This is a genomic window from Stenotrophomonas muris (assembly GCF_052751275.1).
Genome location: NZ_CP199879.1, coordinates 1,525,889 through 1,542,886, shown reverse-complemented (window position 1 = coordinate 1,542,886; position 16,998 = coordinate 1,525,889). Strand labels below are relative to the sequence as shown.

Annotated in this window: 19 protein-coding genes; 9 read left to right on the top strand and 10 right to left on the bottom strand. The window is 66.1% G+C overall.

The window, feature by feature from the left end; all coding sequences use genetic code 11:
• Nucleotides 1-80: 80 nt before the first annotated feature.
• Genes hflD through ACUVWL_RS06985 form a run of 4 tightly spaced genes read right to left on the bottom strand, consistent with a single transcriptional unit; the run spans nt 81 to nt 2,767 of the window.
• The gene (gene hflD, locus ACUVWL_RS07000; protein ID WP_032961893.1) at nt 81-695 is read right to left on the bottom strand and encodes a high frequency lysogenization protein HflD; all 615 of its coding nucleotides are present in this window, start codon (nt 693-695) and stop codon (nt 81-83) included.
• Nucleotides 692-1,834, bottom strand: coding sequence for a tRNA 2-thiouridine(34) synthase MnmA (gene mnmA / locus ACUVWL_RS06995; RefSeq protein ID WP_049403980.1), 1,143 nt, complete (start codon nt 1,832-1,834; stop codon nt 692-694). The genes hflD and mnmA overlap by 4 nt, the downstream gene beginning before the upstream one ends.
• A complete protein-coding gene (locus tag ACUVWL_RS06990) occupies nt 1,831-2,292 on the bottom strand; it encodes an NUDIX hydrolase (RefSeq protein ID WP_014647078.1) in 462 nt (153 codons plus the stop codon). Before ACUVWL_RS06990 ends, mnmA begins: the two co-directional genes overlap by 4 nt.
• Nucleotide 2,293: 1 nt before the next feature.
• A complete protein-coding gene (locus ACUVWL_RS06985; protein WP_014647079.1) occupies nt 2,294-2,767 on the bottom strand; it encodes a hypothetical protein in 474 nt (157 codons plus the stop codon).
• 112 nt (nt 2,768-2,879) lie between these two features.
• Between ACUVWL_RS06985 and clpS the strand changes: the two genes are divergently transcribed.
• Nucleotides 2,880-3,206 (top strand): ATP-dependent Clp protease adapter ClpS, encoded by a 327-nt coding sequence (clpS, locus tag ACUVWL_RS06980; protein WP_006444529.1) that lies wholly within the window; start codon nt 2,880-2,882, stop codon nt 3,204-3,206.
• Nucleotides 3,207-3,367: 161 nt separating this feature from the next.
• Here the strand turns inward: clpS and ACUVWL_RS06975 are convergent, their stop codons facing one another.
• The gene (locus ACUVWL_RS06975; protein WP_445978975.1) at nt 3,368-4,180 is read right to left on the bottom strand and encodes an APH(6) family putative aminoglycoside O-phosphotransferase; all 813 of its coding nucleotides are present in this window, start codon (nt 4,178-4,180) and stop codon (nt 3,368-3,370) included.
• A gap of 138 nt (nt 4,181-4,318) precedes the next feature.
• Here ACUVWL_RS06975 and clpA point away from each other — a divergent pair, with 138 nt between their 5' ends.
• The 3 genes from clpA to ACUVWL_RS06960 all read left to right on the top strand — a co-directional run bounded on the left by clpA (nt 4,319) and on the right by ACUVWL_RS06960 (nt 7,357).
• The gene (gene clpA / locus ACUVWL_RS06970) at nt 4,319-6,604 is read left to right on the top strand and encodes an ATP-dependent Clp protease ATP-binding subunit ClpA (protein ID WP_032961881.1); all 2,286 of its coding nucleotides are present in this window, start codon (nt 4,319-4,321) and stop codon (nt 6,602-6,604) included.
• A 181-nt stretch (nt 6,605-6,785) separates the two neighbouring features.
• Entirely contained in the window at nt 6,786-7,061 is a 276-nt protein-coding gene (locus ACUVWL_RS06965) for a type II toxin-antitoxin system RelE/ParE family toxin (RefSeq protein ID WP_346601105.1), read from the top strand.
• Between the two features lie 8 nt (nt 7,062-7,069).
• Complete coding sequence (locus ACUVWL_RS06960; protein WP_241883843.1) at nt 7,070-7,357, top strand: HigA family addiction module antitoxin; 288 nt, start codon at nt 7,070-7,072, stop codon at nt 7,355-7,357.
• A gap of 48 nt (nt 7,358-7,405) precedes the next feature.
• Here the strand turns inward: ACUVWL_RS06960 and ACUVWL_RS06955 are convergent, their stop codons facing one another.
• Nucleotides 7,406-7,780, bottom strand: a complete 375-nt coding sequence (locus ACUVWL_RS06955) for a hypothetical protein (RefSeq protein WP_229767389.1) — start codon at nt 7,778-7,780, stop codon at nt 7,406-7,408.
• Here ACUVWL_RS06955 and ACUVWL_RS06950 point away from each other — a divergent pair.
• Nucleotides 7,773-7,934 carry a hypothetical protein gene (locus ACUVWL_RS06950; protein WP_160314155.1) on the top strand — a complete coding sequence of 54 codons (162 nt, stop codon included), beginning with the start codon at nt 7,773-7,775 and terminating at the stop codon, nt 7,932-7,934. The two genes, ACUVWL_RS06955 and ACUVWL_RS06950, sit on opposite strands and share 8 nt — an antisense overlap.
• 55 nt (nt 7,935-7,989) lie before the next feature.
• On the opposite strand, the gene infA is transcribed toward ACUVWL_RS06950, so the two are convergent.
• Together infA and aat are read right to left on the bottom strand one after the other, a co-directional pair.
• Nucleotides 7,990-8,208, bottom strand: a complete 219-nt coding sequence (gene infA / locus ACUVWL_RS06945) for a translation initiation factor IF-1 (protein WP_005409596.1) — start codon at nt 8,206-8,208, stop codon at nt 7,990-7,992.
• 86 nt (nt 8,209-8,294) lie between these two features.
• A complete protein-coding gene (gene aat / locus ACUVWL_RS06940; protein ID WP_014647084.1) occupies nt 8,295-9,035 on the bottom strand; it encodes a leucyl/phenylalanyl-tRNA--protein transferase in 741 nt (246 codons plus the stop codon).
• 72 nt (nt 9,036-9,107) lie between these two features.
• Between aat and ACUVWL_RS06935 the strand changes: the two genes are divergently transcribed.
• A complete protein-coding gene (locus tag ACUVWL_RS06935; protein ID WP_445978974.1) occupies nt 9,108-10,376 on the top strand; it encodes a hypothetical protein in 1,269 nt (422 codons plus the stop codon).
• 90 nt (nt 10,377-10,466) lie between these two features.
• Here ACUVWL_RS06935 and ACUVWL_RS06930 read toward each other — a convergent pair whose 3' ends face one another.
• Nucleotides 10,467-11,591 carry a GNAT family N-acetyltransferase gene (locus ACUVWL_RS06930; RefSeq protein ID WP_445978973.1) on the bottom strand — a complete coding sequence of 375 codons (1,125 nt, stop codon included), beginning with the start codon at nt 11,589-11,591 and terminating at the stop codon, nt 10,467-10,469.
• 193 nt (nt 11,592-11,784) lie between these two features.
• On the opposite strand from ACUVWL_RS06930, the gene ACUVWL_RS06925 reads away from it, so the two are divergent.
• Together ACUVWL_RS06925 and ACUVWL_RS06920 are read left to right on the top strand one after the other, a co-directional pair.
• A complete protein-coding gene (locus ACUVWL_RS06925) occupies nt 11,785-12,846 on the top strand; it encodes an N-acetylmuramoyl-L-alanine amidase (RefSeq protein WP_445978972.1) in 1,062 nt (353 codons plus the stop codon).
• A gap of 27 nt (nt 12,847-12,873) precedes the next feature.
• The gene (locus ACUVWL_RS06920) at nt 12,874-13,317 is read left to right on the top strand and encodes a hypothetical protein (RefSeq protein WP_445978971.1); all 444 of its coding nucleotides are present in this window, start codon (nt 12,874-12,876) and stop codon (nt 13,315-13,317) included.
• 78 nt (nt 13,318-13,395) lie between these two features.
• Here the strand turns inward: ACUVWL_RS06920 and trxB are convergent, their stop codons facing one another.
• Complete coding sequence (gene trxB / locus ACUVWL_RS06915) at nt 13,396-14,367, bottom strand: thioredoxin-disulfide reductase (protein WP_014647087.1); 972 nt, start codon at nt 14,365-14,367, stop codon at nt 13,396-13,398.
• A gap of 233 nt (nt 14,368-14,600) precedes the next feature.
• Between trxB and ACUVWL_RS06910 the strand changes: the two genes are divergently transcribed.
• Nucleotides 14,601-16,961 carry a DNA translocase FtsK gene (locus tag ACUVWL_RS06910; protein ID WP_014647088.1) on the top strand — a complete coding sequence of 787 codons (2,361 nt, stop codon included), beginning with the start codon at nt 14,601-14,603 and terminating at the stop codon, nt 16,959-16,961.
• The last annotated feature ends 37 nt before the right edge of the window (nt 16,962-16,998 follow it).

Sequence of the window (16,998 nt, the reverse complement as noted above, 5' to 3'; positions counted from 1 at the left end):
CGGAAAGGGATCCGACCCCTTGGGCAGGCGCAACGGGGTCGGATCCCTTTTCCATGGAAAAGGGCTCTGACCCCACACCCTCAGGCCAGCAGGCGGTCCACGGCCTCGATCATCGCCTTGCGGCTGAACAGGAAGTCCCAGTAGCTGCCGCCCAGCTGGCGCCACAACACCGCCGAACGCACCGCGGCCAGCAGCAGGGCACGGATCTCCGCCACCACGCCGGCCTGGCCCAGGTAGTGCGGGTTGCCCTGCACCATCACCCGCGGTTTCAGGTGGCTGATGGTGTCGGCATACAGGCCGCCGAGGTTGGCCAGTACGTCCGGGTGGCCACTGTCGCCCAGTTCGGTGGCCTGGCGCTGGGCGCGCTCGATGCCCGAGGCGACCTTGTTCACGGTCGCCCCATCCTGCACGAAGCGGCGCTCCAGCTGCAGCACCGACAGGGCCAGCTTGGGCAGGATCGGGTCCTGGCCCTGGCTGCGGAAGTAGTTGTGCAGCAGGCGCAGGCCGGACTTCAGTGCATGACGGTCACCGAACACCGCCTGCGGCGAGGACGCATCGACGCGGAACACGCTGTCCACGGCGGTGCGCACGGCGGCGGCGTCGGAATGGCCGGTATCGGCGATGCGGCGCACCTGCTGCAGGGCCTGGGCAATGCCGGCCAAGGCCAGGACGCGGTCGTCGACAGTGAAACTCATGCAGCGATTACCTCAAAAGGGGAGGGGGTGGTGCGCAGGCGTTGTTCCAGCGGCGCATCGGTGGCGGCGATCACCGCGCCGCCCAGGCACACATCACCGTCATACAGCACCAGCGATTGACCGGGGGTAACGGCACGCTGCGGGCGCGCAAAGGTGACCAGCACGCTGCCATCGTCCAGCACCTGGACCGTACACGGCTCGTCGGGCTGGCGGTAGCGGGTCTGGGCGGTGCATTCGAAGCGCCGTGCCGGCGGTGAGCCGGCGATCCAGTGCGCGGTTTCCGAACGCAGGCGGTCGGACAGCATCCACTTGCTGTCGCGGTCTTGGTCCACGTACAGCACGTTGCTGGCCACATCCTTGCCAACCACGTACCACGGCGCGGCCGGGCGGCCACGCACGCCGCCGATGTTCAGACCCTCGCGCTGGCCCAGGGTGAAATAAAACACGCCCGGGTGTTCGGCAATCACGCTGCCGTCGGCCGGGTCGAGGATCTGGCCGGGCTTGGCCGGCAGGTAGCGGCCGAGGAATTCGCGGAAGTCGCGCTCGCCGATGAAACAGATGCCGGTGGAGTCCTTCTTGGCGTGGGTCGGCAGGCCGACGTCGCGCGCGATCCGGCGCAGGTCGCTCTTTTCCAGGTCGCCGATCGGAAACAGGGTGGCCGCCAGCTGTTCCTGGCCCAGTTGATGCAGGAAGTAGCTCTGGTCCTTGGATCGATCGGCGCCGCGCAGCAGCAGCCACTGGTGGCCGCGCTGGGTCACCCGTGCGTAATGGCCGGTGGCGATGCGCTCGGCGCCCAGCTCGCGGGCGGCGTCCAGGAAATGCTTGAACTTCACTTCACGGTTGCACAGCACGTCCGGGTTCGGGGTGCGGCCGGCCGCGTACTCGGCCAGGAAGTGCTCGAACACGCCCTGCCAGTACTCGCTGGAGAAGTCCCGGAAGTGGAACGGGATGCCCAGCAGGCCGCACACGGCCACCGCGTCGCGACGGTCATCCTCGGCACGGCAATCACCGCTGCCATCGTCGGCCCAGTTCTGCATGAACAGGCCGGCCACGGCCTCGCCCTGCTGTACCAGGCGCCAGGCGGCGACCGAGGAATCGACGCCGCCGGAGACGCCCACCATCACACGCGGAGTGCTCATGCGACCTCCCGGACCAGCGAAAGCGGGTGGCGCTGGCCACCCAGGTAATCCGCCACCACCTGCCACACCAGCGGGCTGCGCTGGCGCTCGCCGGCGGCCTGCAGCTCGGCCGGGGTCAGCCACAGCGCGCGGTCGATGCCGGTGTCCAGCGGCTGCGCCGGATCGTGCGAAACCGGGCGCGCCGCGTAGCAGAAGCGCAGGAAGGCCGTGCCGTCGCCGGCAGTCCACTGGTAGCAGCCAATGAAGTGGGTCAGCTGCACCGTCCAGCCGGTTTCCTCGCGGGTCTCGCGCAGGGCGGCCTCGGCCAGGCTTTCGCCCGGCTCGAGGTGGCCGGCCGGCTGGTTCAGCACCTGGCGGCCGTCAATGGTCTCCTCGACCAGCAGCACGCGGCCGCCGTCGATCACCACGGTGGCAACGGTGGCGTGCGGTGCCCAGCGCGGGTCCGGCGTGGCGTTCAACTCAGAACTCGTCCTTCTTGGTCAGTTCCAGCTCCATCGCGTCGGCGGTGCGGATGGCCGCATCGATGGCGTCGCTGAGCTGGTCGGCGGTGGCATCGGCGTCGATCTTCACCACGAACATGGCGGTGGTGTCCTGCTTTACCCAGCCGCCCATCTTGGCGTCCTGCGAATCTTCCAGCAGGCGGTTGGCCACGGCCACCGGGAACTGCTTGGTCTTGGCGCTGTAGGCCGGCGACCAGATCTCGCGGATGTTGTGGCTGCCGAAGTCTTCCACCGCCGAGCGCACGTAGACCATCTGGGTGCGGTCACCCTCGACGTCGAAGACCATGCGGTAGTCGCCATCCTCGTCGACCTCGTAGGTGTAACCCAGCTTGTCCAGGTGGCGGGCCACGGACTTGTCGGCCTGGGGCGCGGCGGTGGCAGCACCGGCAGCGGCCAGGGTGATCAGCAGGGCGGGCAGAAGGGTCCTTTTCATGAAGATCCTGTGAAGCAGTGTTGAAAGAAGCTGCAATTGTGACGTTGGGCGTGCGTGCCGTCCAATCCGCGGCGGGCCGACGCAGGCGCGGTGCAACCTCTATAATGGATGGATGCCCCATGAGTCCTCCCCCGATTCCCATCACGAGCACGGCGTTGCCGTGGAGCCCGCGCGCCCGGAAGTGGCGCCGCCGCCGTTCTACCAGGTGATGCTGCTCAACGACGACTACACCCCGATGGATTTCGTGGTGGATGTACTGCAGCAGTTCTTCAGCATGGACCTGGACAAGGCCACGCAGGTGATGCTGCACGTCCATACCCGCGGCCGCGGGGTCTGCGGCGTGTTCACCCGCGAGGTCGCCGAGACCAAGGTTGCCCAGGTCAACGAGTATTCGCGGATGAACCAGCACCCGCTGCTGTGCACGATGGAAAAGGCCTGACCGGCTGCCGATTCTCGTCCGGGCACATCGACTCCGAACACGGCGTGCCCACCAAGGTGGGCACCTACCAAGGCAGAAGCCTGTAGAGCCGAGCCCATGCTCGGCTGCTTTTCGTCCCGGCGCAATGATCCCGGATGGAGTGCGCCCACCACGCGCGGAGGTCACGCCTCCGCCAACGCCTCCAGCGCCATCCGCGCCACCGCCTCGTCGATGTCGGCGGGGTCGCCATCGTCCCGGAACCACACCGCCGACAGCGCAGTGCTGGCCGCGATCCAGCGCAGCAGGCGCGTGCGTTCCAGGCCGGCCAGTGCGCTTACCTGTTGCAGCCGGGCGGCAAACCGCTCGGGCCGGGTGGCCACATGGATGCCCGGGCCACAGAGGTCCGGGTTGCTGAACATCGTCGTGTAGTCGAACGCGCGGTCGCCCAGCAGCCGCTTCGGGTCGATCGCCAGCCAGCCACGCGCGCCGAAATCCAGCACGTTGTCGTGGTGCAGGTCGCCGTGCAGCGGCCGGATCTCACGTTCTTCCTGCAACACCCGCTCCGCCAGTGATCTGCACTGTTCCAGCAGTGGCGGCAGCGCGGCCCTTGGCTGCAGCAGGTCGGCGAACCATGTACGCAGGCAGACCAGTTCCGCTGGCGGCGCGCTCCGTGGCCGGTGCAGCTGCCGCAGGACCTGGCACAGGATCGTGGTACAGGCATCATCGTCGCCCTCGATCGAACGTTGCCGCAGCGAATCGCCGTCTGCACGCTCGATCAGGATCGCCGGCCCCTCGTGGGCCAGCAGGCGGGCGGCACCATCGCCGTCCCACCAGCGCAGCAGGCGATGGCCGTTCTGCTCCTCGGTTTCGCTGCTGACCTTCAGCATCGCCGGTTCGCCGTCGGCGGTCAGCACCGGCCAGAGCTGGGCGTGGGGCGTCTCGATGGCCGCGCCATCACGCCGCAATCGCCAGCGGCTCAGGTAGGGTTCGCTCATGCTGGGTGGGCTGTCCTGGAGTGAATGAAGATCAAGCGATCTGCACTGCTAACGCCATCTGAACGCAGCAATCCGCTAGGGTGATGGAAATCGCGTAGTCAGGCCGCATATTGTCCCCATCTGCCGCCGGAGTAATCCATGTTCAGCAAAGACCTCGAACACACCATCGGCCAGTGCTACAAGCGCGCCCGTGAGGCCCGGCATGAATTCATGACGGTCGAACACCTGCTGTTGGCACTGCTCGACAACCCGTCCGCCCAGGCCGTACTGAAGGCCTGTGGTGCCGACGCCGAACGCCTGCGCCAGGAGCTGGAGCAGGCCATCGAGGCTTCCGTGTCCCGCCTGGCCGAAGATGACGGCCGTGATACCCAGCCGACCCTGGGCTTCCAGCGCGTGCTGCAGCGGGCCGTGTACCACGTGCAGTCCTCGGGCAAGAAGGAGGTCACCGGCGCCAACGTGCTGGTCGCCATCTTCGGCGAAAAGGACTCCCATGCCGTCTATTACCTCAACCAGCAGGACGTGACCCGTCTGGACGTGGTCAATTACCTGTCCCACGGCATCGCCAAGCTGGGCGAGGAAGGAGAGCAGCCGTCCTCCTCCTCCGAGGGCGAAGGCCGCATCGAAGGCGGGGAGGGCGAGCCGAAGGGTGATGCCCTGACCGAGTTCGCCAGCAACCTCAACGAACAGGCGCGGTCCGGCCGCATCGATCCGCTGGTCGGCCGTGCCGACGAGATCGAGCGCACCATCCAGGTCCTGTGCCGCCGCCGCAAGAACAACCCGCTGTACGTGGGCGAGGCCGGCGTGGGCAAGACCGCGATTGCCGAGGGCCTGGCCCGCCGCATCGTCGAGGGCTCGGTGCCCGACGTGCTGGCCGACGCGGTGATCTACTCGCTCGACCTGGGCGCGCTGGTGGCCGGCACCAAGTACCGCGGCGACTTCGAGAAGCGCCTGAAGAGCGTGCTGACCGCACTGAAGAAGGTCCCCAATGCGGTGCTGTTCATCGACGAGATCCATACCATCATCGGTGCCGGTTCGGCCTCGGGCGGCACCATGGATGCGTCCAACCTGATCAAGCCGGCGCTGGCCTCCGGCGAGCTGCGCTGCATCGGCTCGACCACCTTCCAGGAGTACCGCGGCATCTTCGAGAAGGACCGGGCGCTGGCCCGCCGCTTCCAGAAGATCGACATCGTCGAGCCGACCGTGGGCGAGACCTACGAGATCCTGCAGGGCCTGAAGTCCAAGTACGAGCTGCACCACGGCGTGACCTATTCGGACGAAGCGCTGCAGGCGGCGGTGGATCTGTCGGTGAAGCACATCGGCGACCGCCTGCTTCCGGACAAGGCCATCGACGTGATCGACGAGGCCGGTGCCCGCCAGCGGCTGCTGCCGGAAGGCCAGCGCAAGGAGCTGATCGACGTCGAGGAAGTGGAGGCGATCGTGGCCAAGATGGCGCGCATCCCGACCAAGCAGGTCAGTGCCACCGACAAGGATGTGCTGCAGCACCTGGAGCGCAACCTGAAGATGGTGATCTTCGGCCAGGACCCGGCCATCGAGACGCTGTCCTCGGCGATCAAGCTGGCCCGCTCGGGCCTGGGCAATCCGGAAAAGCCGATCGGCAACTTCCTGTTCGCCGGCCCGACCGGTGTTGGCAAGACCGAGGTGACCAAGCAGCTGGCGCTGCAGCTGGGCATCGAGCTGGTCCGCTTCGACATGTCCGAGTACATGGAGCCGCATTCGATCAGCCGCCTGATCGGTGCCCCTCCGGGCTATGTCGGCTTCGACCAGGGCGGCCTGCTGACCGAAAAGATCGTCAAGACGCCGCACTGCGTGCTGCTGCTGGACGAAATCGAAAAGGCGCACCCGGACATCTTCAACATCCTGTTGCAGGTGATGGACCGCGGCGTGCTGACCGATACCAACGGGCGTGAGGCCAACTTCAAGAACGTGGTGCTGGTGATGACCACCAATGCCGGCGCGGCGCAGGCCTCGCGGCGCTCGATCGGCTTCACCAAGCAGGACCATGCCACCGACGCGATGGAGACCATCCGCCGCAGCTTCACCCCGGAATTCCGCAACCGACTCGATGCGGTGGTGCAGTTCCAGGCGCTGGGCTTCGAGCACATCCTGCGCGTGGTCGACAAGTTCCTGATCGAGCTGGAGATGCTGCTGCAGGACAAGCACGTCAGCCTGTCGGCCACGCCGACCGCGCGCGACTGGCTGGCCCACCACGGCTTCGACCCGCTGATGGGTGCGCGCCCGATGGCCCGCGTGATCCAGGACAAGATCAAGCGTCCTCTGGCCGACGAGCTGCTGTTCGGCAAACTGGTCAACGGCGGCAAGGTGAACATCGATGTCCGCGACGACGAGCTGGTCGTCGAGACCCAGGCCGAGCCGGAGCGCCTGCTGCCGGTCACGGTGGAGTGAGCTGACGCCGGGCCTGGCCCGGCGGACCTGAAATGACAAGGGCGGCTTCGGCCGCCCTTGGTTGTTTTGGGCCTGTCGCCTGCGGCCTTGCTGAGAGGTACGGAGGCATCAATGCTGTTCCGTGAGCGCGATGGGGCATTGCTTCATGTGTATCGCGCAACGATACGGGATACAGTGATGTATCATCGGTTTTCGCCACAAGGGCCTCGAGCGGCTCTACCGTTCCGGTAGCAGTAGCGGGGTCCGGCACAGTCACACCAGCAGAGTGCTGATGATCCTGTCGATCCTGGATGTGGCGTCAGGTCCCGAGGATCTCGCCACGCCTGGATTGCGCCTCCACAAGCTGCGCGGCGACCTGAAGGGGCATTGGTCTGTGTGGGTCAATGGGAACTGGCGGATCACCTTCCGTTTCACCGGTGGCGACGTGGAGCTGCTGGACTACCTGGACTATCACTGAGGCCGCGCATGATTCATCATCATCCACACCCAGGGCAGACGATCAAGGCAATGGTTTTCGATCCGATGGATCTCTCGGTGACCGAAGCGGCCGAGCGCTTGGCAATGTCGCGGGTGGCATTGTCGCGGGTGTTGAACGGGAAGGCGGGCATCAGCCCCGATCTGGCCATTCGCTTGGAAATGGCCGGGGTCAGTACGGCGGCTTTCTGGATGGGGCTGCAATCCAGCTACGATCTCTGGCTGGCGCGGCAGCACGAGCAGCCGCGGGTGCTTCCACTGGTTGCGCCTGTGCGGTGACGCCCTTCATGACAAGGGCGGCTTCGGCCGCCCTTGTCATATGCGCCATCAACGGCCGCGCTGGCGGGCCTTCTTCTGGAAGGTGGCTTCGTCGATCGGTTCGATCTGCGCCACCCGGCAGTGGTCGGCATCGGTGCGCAGCTGGCTGCGGCCGGCGCTGCACAGCAGGCCCTGCTGGCCTTCGGTGATGAAGCTCAGTTTCCGCGAGTAGCCGGCAGTGGAGCAGTCGTTCTGGAAGTGCACCACATAGTGGTCCTGGCCATTGCGCAGCAGGATGTTCCGCGAAACGCCGGCGCGCACGATCTGCTGGTCGCTGCCCAGCTGGATGCAGTCACTGGCCGTGGAGGGGGGCTCGGCGGCGCGCACAGGCGATGCGCTGGCGGACGCGGCAACGGCGACGAGCAGGGCGGTCAACGTGAGCATGTTCATGGCGGGGCAGGGGAATGGCGATCCGGACTGGATCGGGCCCCACGATGCGGCCACGGATGAAGATGCGAATCTGCCGCAAGCAGGGCTGACCGACGCCACGGTGCGTTCGGTCACGATGACCTCCGGCAGGGCCGGATTGCAGGCATGACAAAAGGCCAGCAACCAGGGCTGGCCTTGTCGCAGTGGCGCAACGCGCCGACCGCTTACTTCATGCGGTAGGTGATACGACCCTTGGTCAGGTCGTACGGGGTCATTTCAACCTTGACCCGGTCACCGGTGAGGATGCGGATGTAGTTCTTGCGCATGCGGCCGGAAATGTGGGCGATGATTTCGTGCCCATTTTCCAGGCGAACGCGGAAAGTGGTGTTCGGCAGCGTCTCGCTGACGGTGCCCTCGAACTCGATGGAATCGTCTTTCGACATGTAGTCCTGTGCGGTTCAGAAAACGGCCACGCTGGGCCTAAGGCGCAGTATTTTACGCGTGACCGGCCCAGCTTGCAAAGTTTGTGTTAACCCCCGGCCAAACGCTGTGCCGGCAGGCGTCCGACCGCCTGCGTCCAGGGGCCTTCACGGCCGTCATGGCGCACCGCGTGGCGCACGTGCTGCAGGAACGCCGCGCGCGGCAGGTGCTCGGCGCCCATCCGCAGCAAGTGCGGATTCTCCACCTGGGCATCGATCAGCGCCCAGCCCCAGCCGTGAAGCGTGGATGCCAGCGCGGCCAGGGCGATTTTGGAGCCGCCGCTGGCGCCACTGAACATGCTCTCGCCGAAGAACATCGTCCCGATCGCCACCCCGTAGATGCCGCCGACCAGCGTCTGCCGGTCCCAGACCTCGAAGGAGTGGGCAAAGCCGAGGTCATGCAGCTGGCTGTAGGCCTCGACCATGTCGGGGCTGATCCAGGTGCCGTCCTGGCCGGGCCGCGGTGCCGCCGCACAGGCGCGCATCACCCGGCTGAAGGCGGTGTCGGCGGTGACCTCCCATGTGCTGCCGCGCAACTGGCGCCGGAAGCGGCTGGACAGATGCACGCCATCGGTACGGAACACCATGCGCGGGTCGGGCGACCACCACAGGATCGGCTCGCCCTCGCTGAACCATGGAAAGATGCCGCCCGCATACGCGTTGAGCAGGCGCGCCGGGTGCAGGTCGCCGCCCACGGCGAGCAGGCCGTCGGGCTGGCGCAGGGCAGTCTCGGCCGGCGGGAAGGGGGCGTCCGGCGCGTCGGCCAGGCGCCAGGGCAGCTGGCGGGTCATGCCGCCATTGTATTCGCCGTGGTGATGGATGATGTCTGGCACCATCACGCTTCACCGGCAAGGAGCCTGCGAATGAGCGACCCGATCTCAGCCATCCTCGACCTGCATGACACCCCGCGCACGCGCAACGACAGCCAGGGCATGCTGCTGTCGCTGGCCACCGAGCATCCGCACCAGCTGGGTGAGTTGATGCTGCAGGCCATGGCGCGTCGCTCGCCGGGCTCGGCCTTCCTCGATATGGCGCTGGACCTGCTGCCGGACGAGGCGGTGCCAGCAGTCGCGGCCGAGGCCTGGCGCCGCTATCGCGAGGGCGAGCGAGGTGAACTGCTGGCCAGCGTGATGGAGTTCGCCAGCTACCAGGCGCCGCAGGTGCTGCAGGACGATTGGGAGGCGTTGCTGGTGGTGGCCCATGAGGATGAGGTGCAGTTGGCCTCGCAGGTCTGGCGGGGCTTGCCCGGCGCGATTGCCGCGCACTGGGCGCAGTTGCTGGCCGAGGCCGGGGACGATCGGGAGATGGTGCGCGCGAGCGTGCTGCTGCTCGCTGCTCAGCCCGAAACCTATGCCGTTGCCCGGGGCTGCCTCGTCGACTGGGGCCAGCTGGATGCCGACATCTGGGCGCACTGGGCTGGCGTGGCCAACGGTCCGCGGCCGCGTCGCCTGCACGGCGAGAAGCCGCTGCACATCCGCTTCGGCCGTGAGCAGCACCGCGCGCAGTTGGCCGACGAGCCAAGCTGGCGCAAGCGCATCTGGCACCTGCACCCGACCTGGAATGGCGGACAGGTGCAGCACGCCGGCCACATGGGCGGACCGCTGGAAGCGCTGTGTGGCAGCTGCCATGCGCCGCTGCAGCGCCTGCTGCGAACCGATGCTGCCGCGCTGCAGCCGGGCGCGGCGGGTGAGATCACGCTGGGCCTGTGCCTGGACTGCTGCGGTTGGGAAGATCCGCCTGTGCGTTTCTATCGCCACGATGCTGCCGGCCTGCCCAGCTGCCACCCCAGCCAGCGTCTGGAGGTGCCGGCCACGCCGACCGACAGCGGTGATCTGATGCAGGCCGAGGTGGGTCTGGCCGCCATGGACGGTGCGCGCTGGCAGCAACAGGACTGGGGCCAGTCCAACCATCGGCAGAACCTGTCGCGTGTGGGCGGCGCGCCCAGCTGGGTGCAGAGCGCCTGGTATCCGGCATGCATCGACTGTGGCGAGGAGATGCCCTTCGTGATGCAGCTCGATTCGACGCTGCCGACCACGGGTGAGGGCACCCTGCTGTGGGGCAGCGGCGGCATGCTCTATACGTTCTGGTGCGCGACGTGCCGGGTGAGCGGGCACTTCTGGCAGTGCACCTGAGCGTGGCGCGCGCCATTGCTCTGGCAGACGCCAACGTTGTCCCCGCCCAATGCACTGGTGGGTGCCAACCTTGGTTGGCACGCCTTCCCGCTACGGCTCTACGCGGAACGGCCCATGCCCCTGCAGCTCCTGCTGGTAGCGCCGCACATCGCGCCGTTCCTGCCGGCACCAGTCCTGCAACGCCTCGGCGAACTCCGGATCGGCTACCCAGTGCCGGCTGCGCACCAGTGTAGGCAGGAAGCCGCGCGCCAGCTTGTGCTCGCCCTGTGCGCCGGGTTCGAAACGACTCAGGCCTTCGCGCAGGCAGTACTCGATGCCCTGGTAGTAACAGGCTTCGAAGTGCAGGCCGGGCAGGGTGGCGCCGCCCCAGTAGCGGCCGTACAGCGTGTCACCGCCGCGCAGGCACAGCGCGCCGGCAATCGGCTGGCCTTCCTGCTCGGCCAGGAACAGCACCAGCCCGCGTCCCAATGAAATGGCCAGATGGCGCAGGAAGGGCTCGGTCAGCGCCGGGGCATTGCCGTATTCCAGGAAGGTCTGCAGGTAGAAGCGGTACATCGCCTGCAGGTCGGCGCGGCTGGCGTCGTCGCCGTGCACCACGCGGAAGGTGATGCCCTGGCGGGCGACCTTGGCCCGTTCCTGGCGGATGTTCTTGCGGTGCTTGTGGTTCATCGCGCCGAGGAACTGGTCGAATGTCGCCCAGTCACCCGGGTTCTGCCACTGGAACTGCACGTCCTCGCGCAGCAGCCAGTCATCGCCGAACAGCGCTTCGTCCGCTGCGGTGTGGAAGTTGATATGGGCCGATGACACCTCCAGTGCCGGCAGTGCATCGCGCAACGCCGACAGCAGCGTAGTGCGCTCTGAATCGTGACGGGCCAGCAGGCGCGGCCCGGTGACCGGCGAGTACGGCACCGCGCCCAGCCACTTCGGGTAGTAGTCGCGGCCATGGCGGGCATAGGCATTGGCCCAGGCGTGATCGAACACGAATTCGCCGTGGGAGTTGGTCTTCAGGTAGCCCGGAATTGCGCCGATCAGGCGCTCGCCCTCCCACAGCGTGAAGTGCCGGGGTTGCCAGCCCCAGTCCTCGCGCAGGCAGCCGTGCTCTTCCAGGCCTGAGAGGAAGGCGTGGCTGATAAACGGATTCTGGCCGTCGTGCAGGGCATCCCAGTCGGTGGCGGGAATGGACTGAAGGGAGTGGAGGAAGCGGGTGGAGGGCATGGTTGGCAAGGATAGGTCAGGTGGATCGCGAACGGTGTTGGCGGAGCTGGGTTGGTTTGTTTCGGTTGGAGGTGAGGAAAATTTGAATTCTCCATCCGTGTGCGCTGTGTTGCGGAATCGCCGTCGCGCGGCTGGGCAGGGTGGCGGGACGCCGCATGAGCGGCGTGTGTCCCACCACATGGAGGAATCAACAATGAAGGGATTGAAGCTTGCAACTGCCGCGGTCGCGTGCGGCCTGATCTTTGTGCCGCCCGTGTTGGCTTCTGGAGATCAGCCGGCGAAAGTGCTTGAGGATGCAGGTGCTCACGCGGAGGCGGTTGCGCTGTTGGAGCGTGAAGCTTCGAACCAGCTGACGCGTCATTTGCAGGAGAGGGGTGAGCTGCGACAAATCAGCGTCAGCATCCGTCTGGATGTGAAGGCAAGATCGATGGTGATCAGCTTTGGGCCTGGATACCTTCCCGGCCCGGATCGCGGTTATGACGAGCTCTTCCTGATTCCGATGGCGTCTACGTTGAGGTACTACGCCGAGAAGTCGGGACTGGATGTGAATGATATTGACTTCCTGTTTGACGGAAAAACCCTTGAGGAATACTACCCCGAGGATCTGGCCGTTCCGCCGAAGACGAACGAGAAGTCGACGCATACATCAGCTTTGGTGTCAGCAAGCCATGGCTACATCAGCTTGCATCCCAGCAGAGAATGGAAGTTTCAGCGCCCAGCGCCTCTCGGCATTCAGGAAGACACGCTGAGTCCACTGTTTGGTGACGAACTGCAAGGATTGATCGAACAACGTAGCGGTTTGACGGTGCACCGGGCACGCAGCCGCTCCACGGAACTCCATCCGGAGTCCGGGAAGCCATGGGAGCACATGTCATCCCGCTACCACCTCAAGGCGCTTTTCCCCGAACGCACCGACATGTGGAATGAGTTTCCGAACAGCCCAGAGTCTGCTCGCGAAAAGGAAGAGGACATACGGGCTCGCCCCAACTACGCAAACCATCTGGGTGTGGATGTGATGCTGAGCCTGCACACCAATGGCAGCGATTCAGCCAGTCTGCGTGGAACCGAGGTCTACTATCATCAGGACAAACCGCAGGACAAGGCGCTGGCGGATAGCATTCTCTGTGGGATGCGTGAAATCATCCGAGCGCAACCGGGCTATCGGGATTTCCCGATTCGCGAGAGTTCGACCTCGGCCAGGCACGGCGAGAACCGCATCGGGAAGATGCCCTCGGTGATCATCGAAACCGCCTAGCACTCCAATCCTGACGATGTGGCCGCCTTGCAGGACCCCGTCTTCCGCTCGGCGTCGATGAAAGGGGTGGAGAAGGGCTATCGCCTGTGGGCAACGGGAAAGTCGTGTGAGCCGCTGTCCGGGCAGCCGATCGCAGATGTCGACGTTCCATCCGGCGACTCGCGCGAGGTGGACGTGGCGTTTGCGGGCCATCCGCAATTCCCGATCAGCCTGATCACCCGCAATACGCTGTGCCCATCAGGGTGGAGCTGCAGCGGACGGACGGTGGTCATCGATTCGCCTGACCAGCCCAGCAGGATGCAACTCAGCTGCGGTCGCGACAGCGTGGGGACGCTCGGCTGGGAGACGCATGTGTTGGATGCGGATGGGGTCAAGTCGCAGCCCGTGCCTCACACCGTTCGTTGTGTTCCCGATGCGGCCGGCCCTGATCGAAATGGCTTGCCTGAGAATACGGCTGCCGCAGGGATGTAACGAGAAAGGCCGACGCTTTCGCGTCGGCCTTTCTCCTGAGTCGAGCATGGCTCGACTCTACAGAGCATAATCAGCGCTTCAGCTGGCCTTGCCCTGCGCGTCCAGATAGCGCTCGGCGTCCAGAGCGGCCATGCAGCCGAAGCCGGCCGAGGTGATCGCCTGGCGGTAGTGCTGGTCGGCCACGTCGCCGGCGGCGAACACGCCTTCCACCGAGGTCTGGGTAGCGTTGCCGCCCAGGCCCGAACGGATTTCCAGGTAGCCGTTGTTCATCGCCAGCTGGCCGTCGAACAGGGTGGTGTTCGGGTGGTGGCCGATGGCCACGAAGAAGCCGTGGGCATCGATGTCGCGGGTGCCGCCGTCCAGGGTGGACTTCACGCGCACGCCGGTCACGCCGGCGTCGTTGCCCAGCACTTCCTCCACCTGGTGGTGCCAGACGGTCTCGATCTTGCCTTCGGCCACCTTCCTGAACAGCTTGTCCTGCATGATCTTCTCCGCCTTCAGGGTGTCGCGGCGGTGGACCAGGTAGACCTTGCGGGCGATGTTGGACAGGTACAGGGCCTCTTCCACTGCGGTGTTGCCGCCGCCGACCACGACCACGTCCTGGTCGCGGTAGAAGAAGCCGTCACAGGTGGCACAGGCGGACACGCCGCGGCCCTTGAACTCGTCTTCGGTCGGGATGCCCAGGTACTTGGCGGTGGCGCCGGTGGCGATGATCAGCGCGTCGCAGGTGTACTCGTGGCTGTCGCCGATCAGCTTGAACGGGCGCTGCGACAGGTCGGCGGTGTGGATGTGGTCGAAGATGACCTCGGTCTCGAAGCGCTCGGCGTGGGCCTGCATGCGCGCCATCAGGTCCGGGCCCATCAGGCCGTGGGCGTCACCCGGCCAGTTGTCCACCTCGGTGGTGGTCATCAGCTGGCCGCCCTGCTGCAGGCCAGTGATGACGACCGGCTTCAGGTTGGCACGGGCGGCGTAGACGGCGGCGGTCCAGCCGGCCGGTCCGGAACCGAGGATGACGAGGCGCTGGTGGCGGGAGGGCAGGCTGGTGCTCATGTAGACTCGCGAAAAGGTAGATGGGACAAGGCGCTGGCGATGTTTGCGCAGCATCCGTGGCTGGTCATAGAGTGGCGGCTGGGGCAGGGCGATTCAAGCCGATGAACAGAACGCCGTCATCCAGCGGTGGTTTCACCCCTGTCCGGGCCCGGTCAGAAGTCGCATAACTGAAAACTGACGCCGTCTCATTTATTATCAATCACTAACAGCGCATTCCAAAGGTATGGTCTAAGGTGGCGAAGCAGGTCCCTGAACGCTCCAAGTCGGACGACAGCAAGGCGTCACGTCGCACGGCCGCGGCGGCGACGACCGACAATCCACGCCGCCAGCGCCTCTGGCGCGACCTGGGCCTGATCGCGATCGCGCCGGCCCTGCTCTATCTGGCGGCGAGTCTTTTCACCTATTCAGCGACGGATCCGGGCTGGTCGCACACCGGCAGCGTGGTCGCGCCGGTGCACAACCTCGGTGGTCGCGCGGGCGCCTGGATCGCCGACGTGCTGCTGCAGTTGTTCGGCTACATCGCCTTCCTGCTGCCGGTGGTGCTCGGTGCGCTGTCGTGGATTGCCATGTTCGGCCTCAAGCGCGAGAGCAAGGGCGAGAACGACCTGGACCCGGCGCTGCGCCTGGTCGGCCTGGTCGGATTCCTTATCGCCGGCACCGGCTTCCTGCATGTACGCCTGTTCAGCGGCGATGTCTCCAGCGCCGGCGGCATTCTCGGCAAGCTGGTTGGCAATTCGCTCACGGTGGGCTTCGGTGCGCTGGGCGCGAACCTGTTCGTGCTGGTGTTGCTGCTGGCCTCGATCACCCTGGCCACCGGGCTGTCCTGGTTCACGGTGATGGAAAAGATCGGCCGCGGCGTGATGTCGCTGGCACCGTTGCTGGCGCGCAAGAAGGAAGAAGTCACCGAGTGGCAGCAGACCCGGGTGATGCGCGAGGAGCGCCAGGAGGTGCGCAAGGCCGATGCCGAGGTCCGCGCCAAGCGCGAGCCGGTGAAGATCGAGCCGCGCCCGGAACCGGTGATCGAGAAGAGTGATCGGGCCAAGCGCGACACGCAGATCCCGATGTTCCGTGGCGTCAACGGCGACGGCTCGGACCTGCCGCCGTTGGCCCTGCTGGACGACCCCAAGCCGCAGCCGGTGGGCTACGACAAGGAAACCCTGGACGCGCTGTCACGGCAGATCGAGTTCAAGCTGAAGGATTTCCGCATCGACGCCCAGGTGGTCGGCGCCAACCCCGGGCCGGTCATCACCCGCTTCGAGATCGAGCCCGCGCCGGGCATCAAGGTCAGCCAGATCAGTTCGCTGGACAAGGACATCGCGCGCGGCCTGTCGGTGAAGTCGGTGCGCGTGGTCGACGTGATTCCGGGCAAGTCGGTGATCGGCCTGGAAATCCCCAACGTCACCCGCGAGATGATCTACCTGTCCGAGCTGTTGCGCTCGAAGGAATACGACAAGTCGGCCAGCGTGCTGACCCTGGCGCTGGGCAAGGACATTGCCGGGCGCTCGACCGTGGCCGATCTGGCGCGCATGCCGCACCTGCTGGTGGCCGGTACCACCGGTTCGGGCAAGTCGGTGGCGGTCAACGCGATGGTGCTGAGCCTGCTGTTCAAGGCCTCGCCGAAAGACCTGCGGATGCTGATGATCGACCCGAAGATGCTCGAACTGAGCGTCTACCAGGGCATTCCGCACCTGCTGGCACCGGTGGTCACCGACATGAAGGAGGCCGCCAACGGCCTGCGCTGGTGCGTGGCCGAGATGGAGCGCCGCTACAAGCTGATGAGCGCGGTGGGCGTGCGCAACCTGGCCGGCTTCAACAAGAAGGTGAAGGAAGCGCAGGATGCCGGCCAGCCGCTGATGGACCCGCTGTTCAAGCCGAACCCGGAGCTGGGCGAGGCGCCGCGTCCATTGGAGACGCTGCCGTTCATCGTCATCTTCATCGACGAATTCGCCGACATGATGATGATCGTCGGCAAGAAGGTGGAAGAGCTGATCGCGCGCCTGGCACAGAAGGCGCGTGCGGCCGGCATCCACCTGATCCTGGCCACGCAGCGCCCGTCGGTGGACGTGATCACCGGCCTGATCAAGGCCAACATCCCGACCCGTATCGCGTTCCAGGTCAGCTCCAAGATCGACTCGCGCACCATCCTCGACCAGTCCGGCGCGGAGACCCTGCTGGGCCACGGCGACATGCTGTACCTGCCGCCGGGCACCGCGCTGCCCGAGCGCGTGCATGGTGCGTTCGTGTCCGATGACGAAGTGCACCGCGTGGTCGAGCACCTCAAGGCGATGGGCCCGGCCGACTATATCGACGGGGTGCTGGACGAGGTGCAGACGATGGGCGACGGCGTGGTCGTCGGTGCCACCGGCCTGCCCGAGACCAGTGCGGCCGGCGACGAGTCCGACCCGCTGTATGACGAAGCGCTGCGGGTGGTCACCGAGACCCGCCGCGCCTCGATTTCCGGCGTGCAGCGCCGGCTGAAGATCGGCTACAACCGTGCAGCGCGACTGATCGAGGCCATGGAAGCGGCCGGCGTGGTCAGCCCGCCCGAGCACAACGGCGACCGCACGGTGCTGGCACCGCCGCCGCCGAAGTAAGGCCCGACGTATCCCCCACGACGTCCAAGGAACCGAC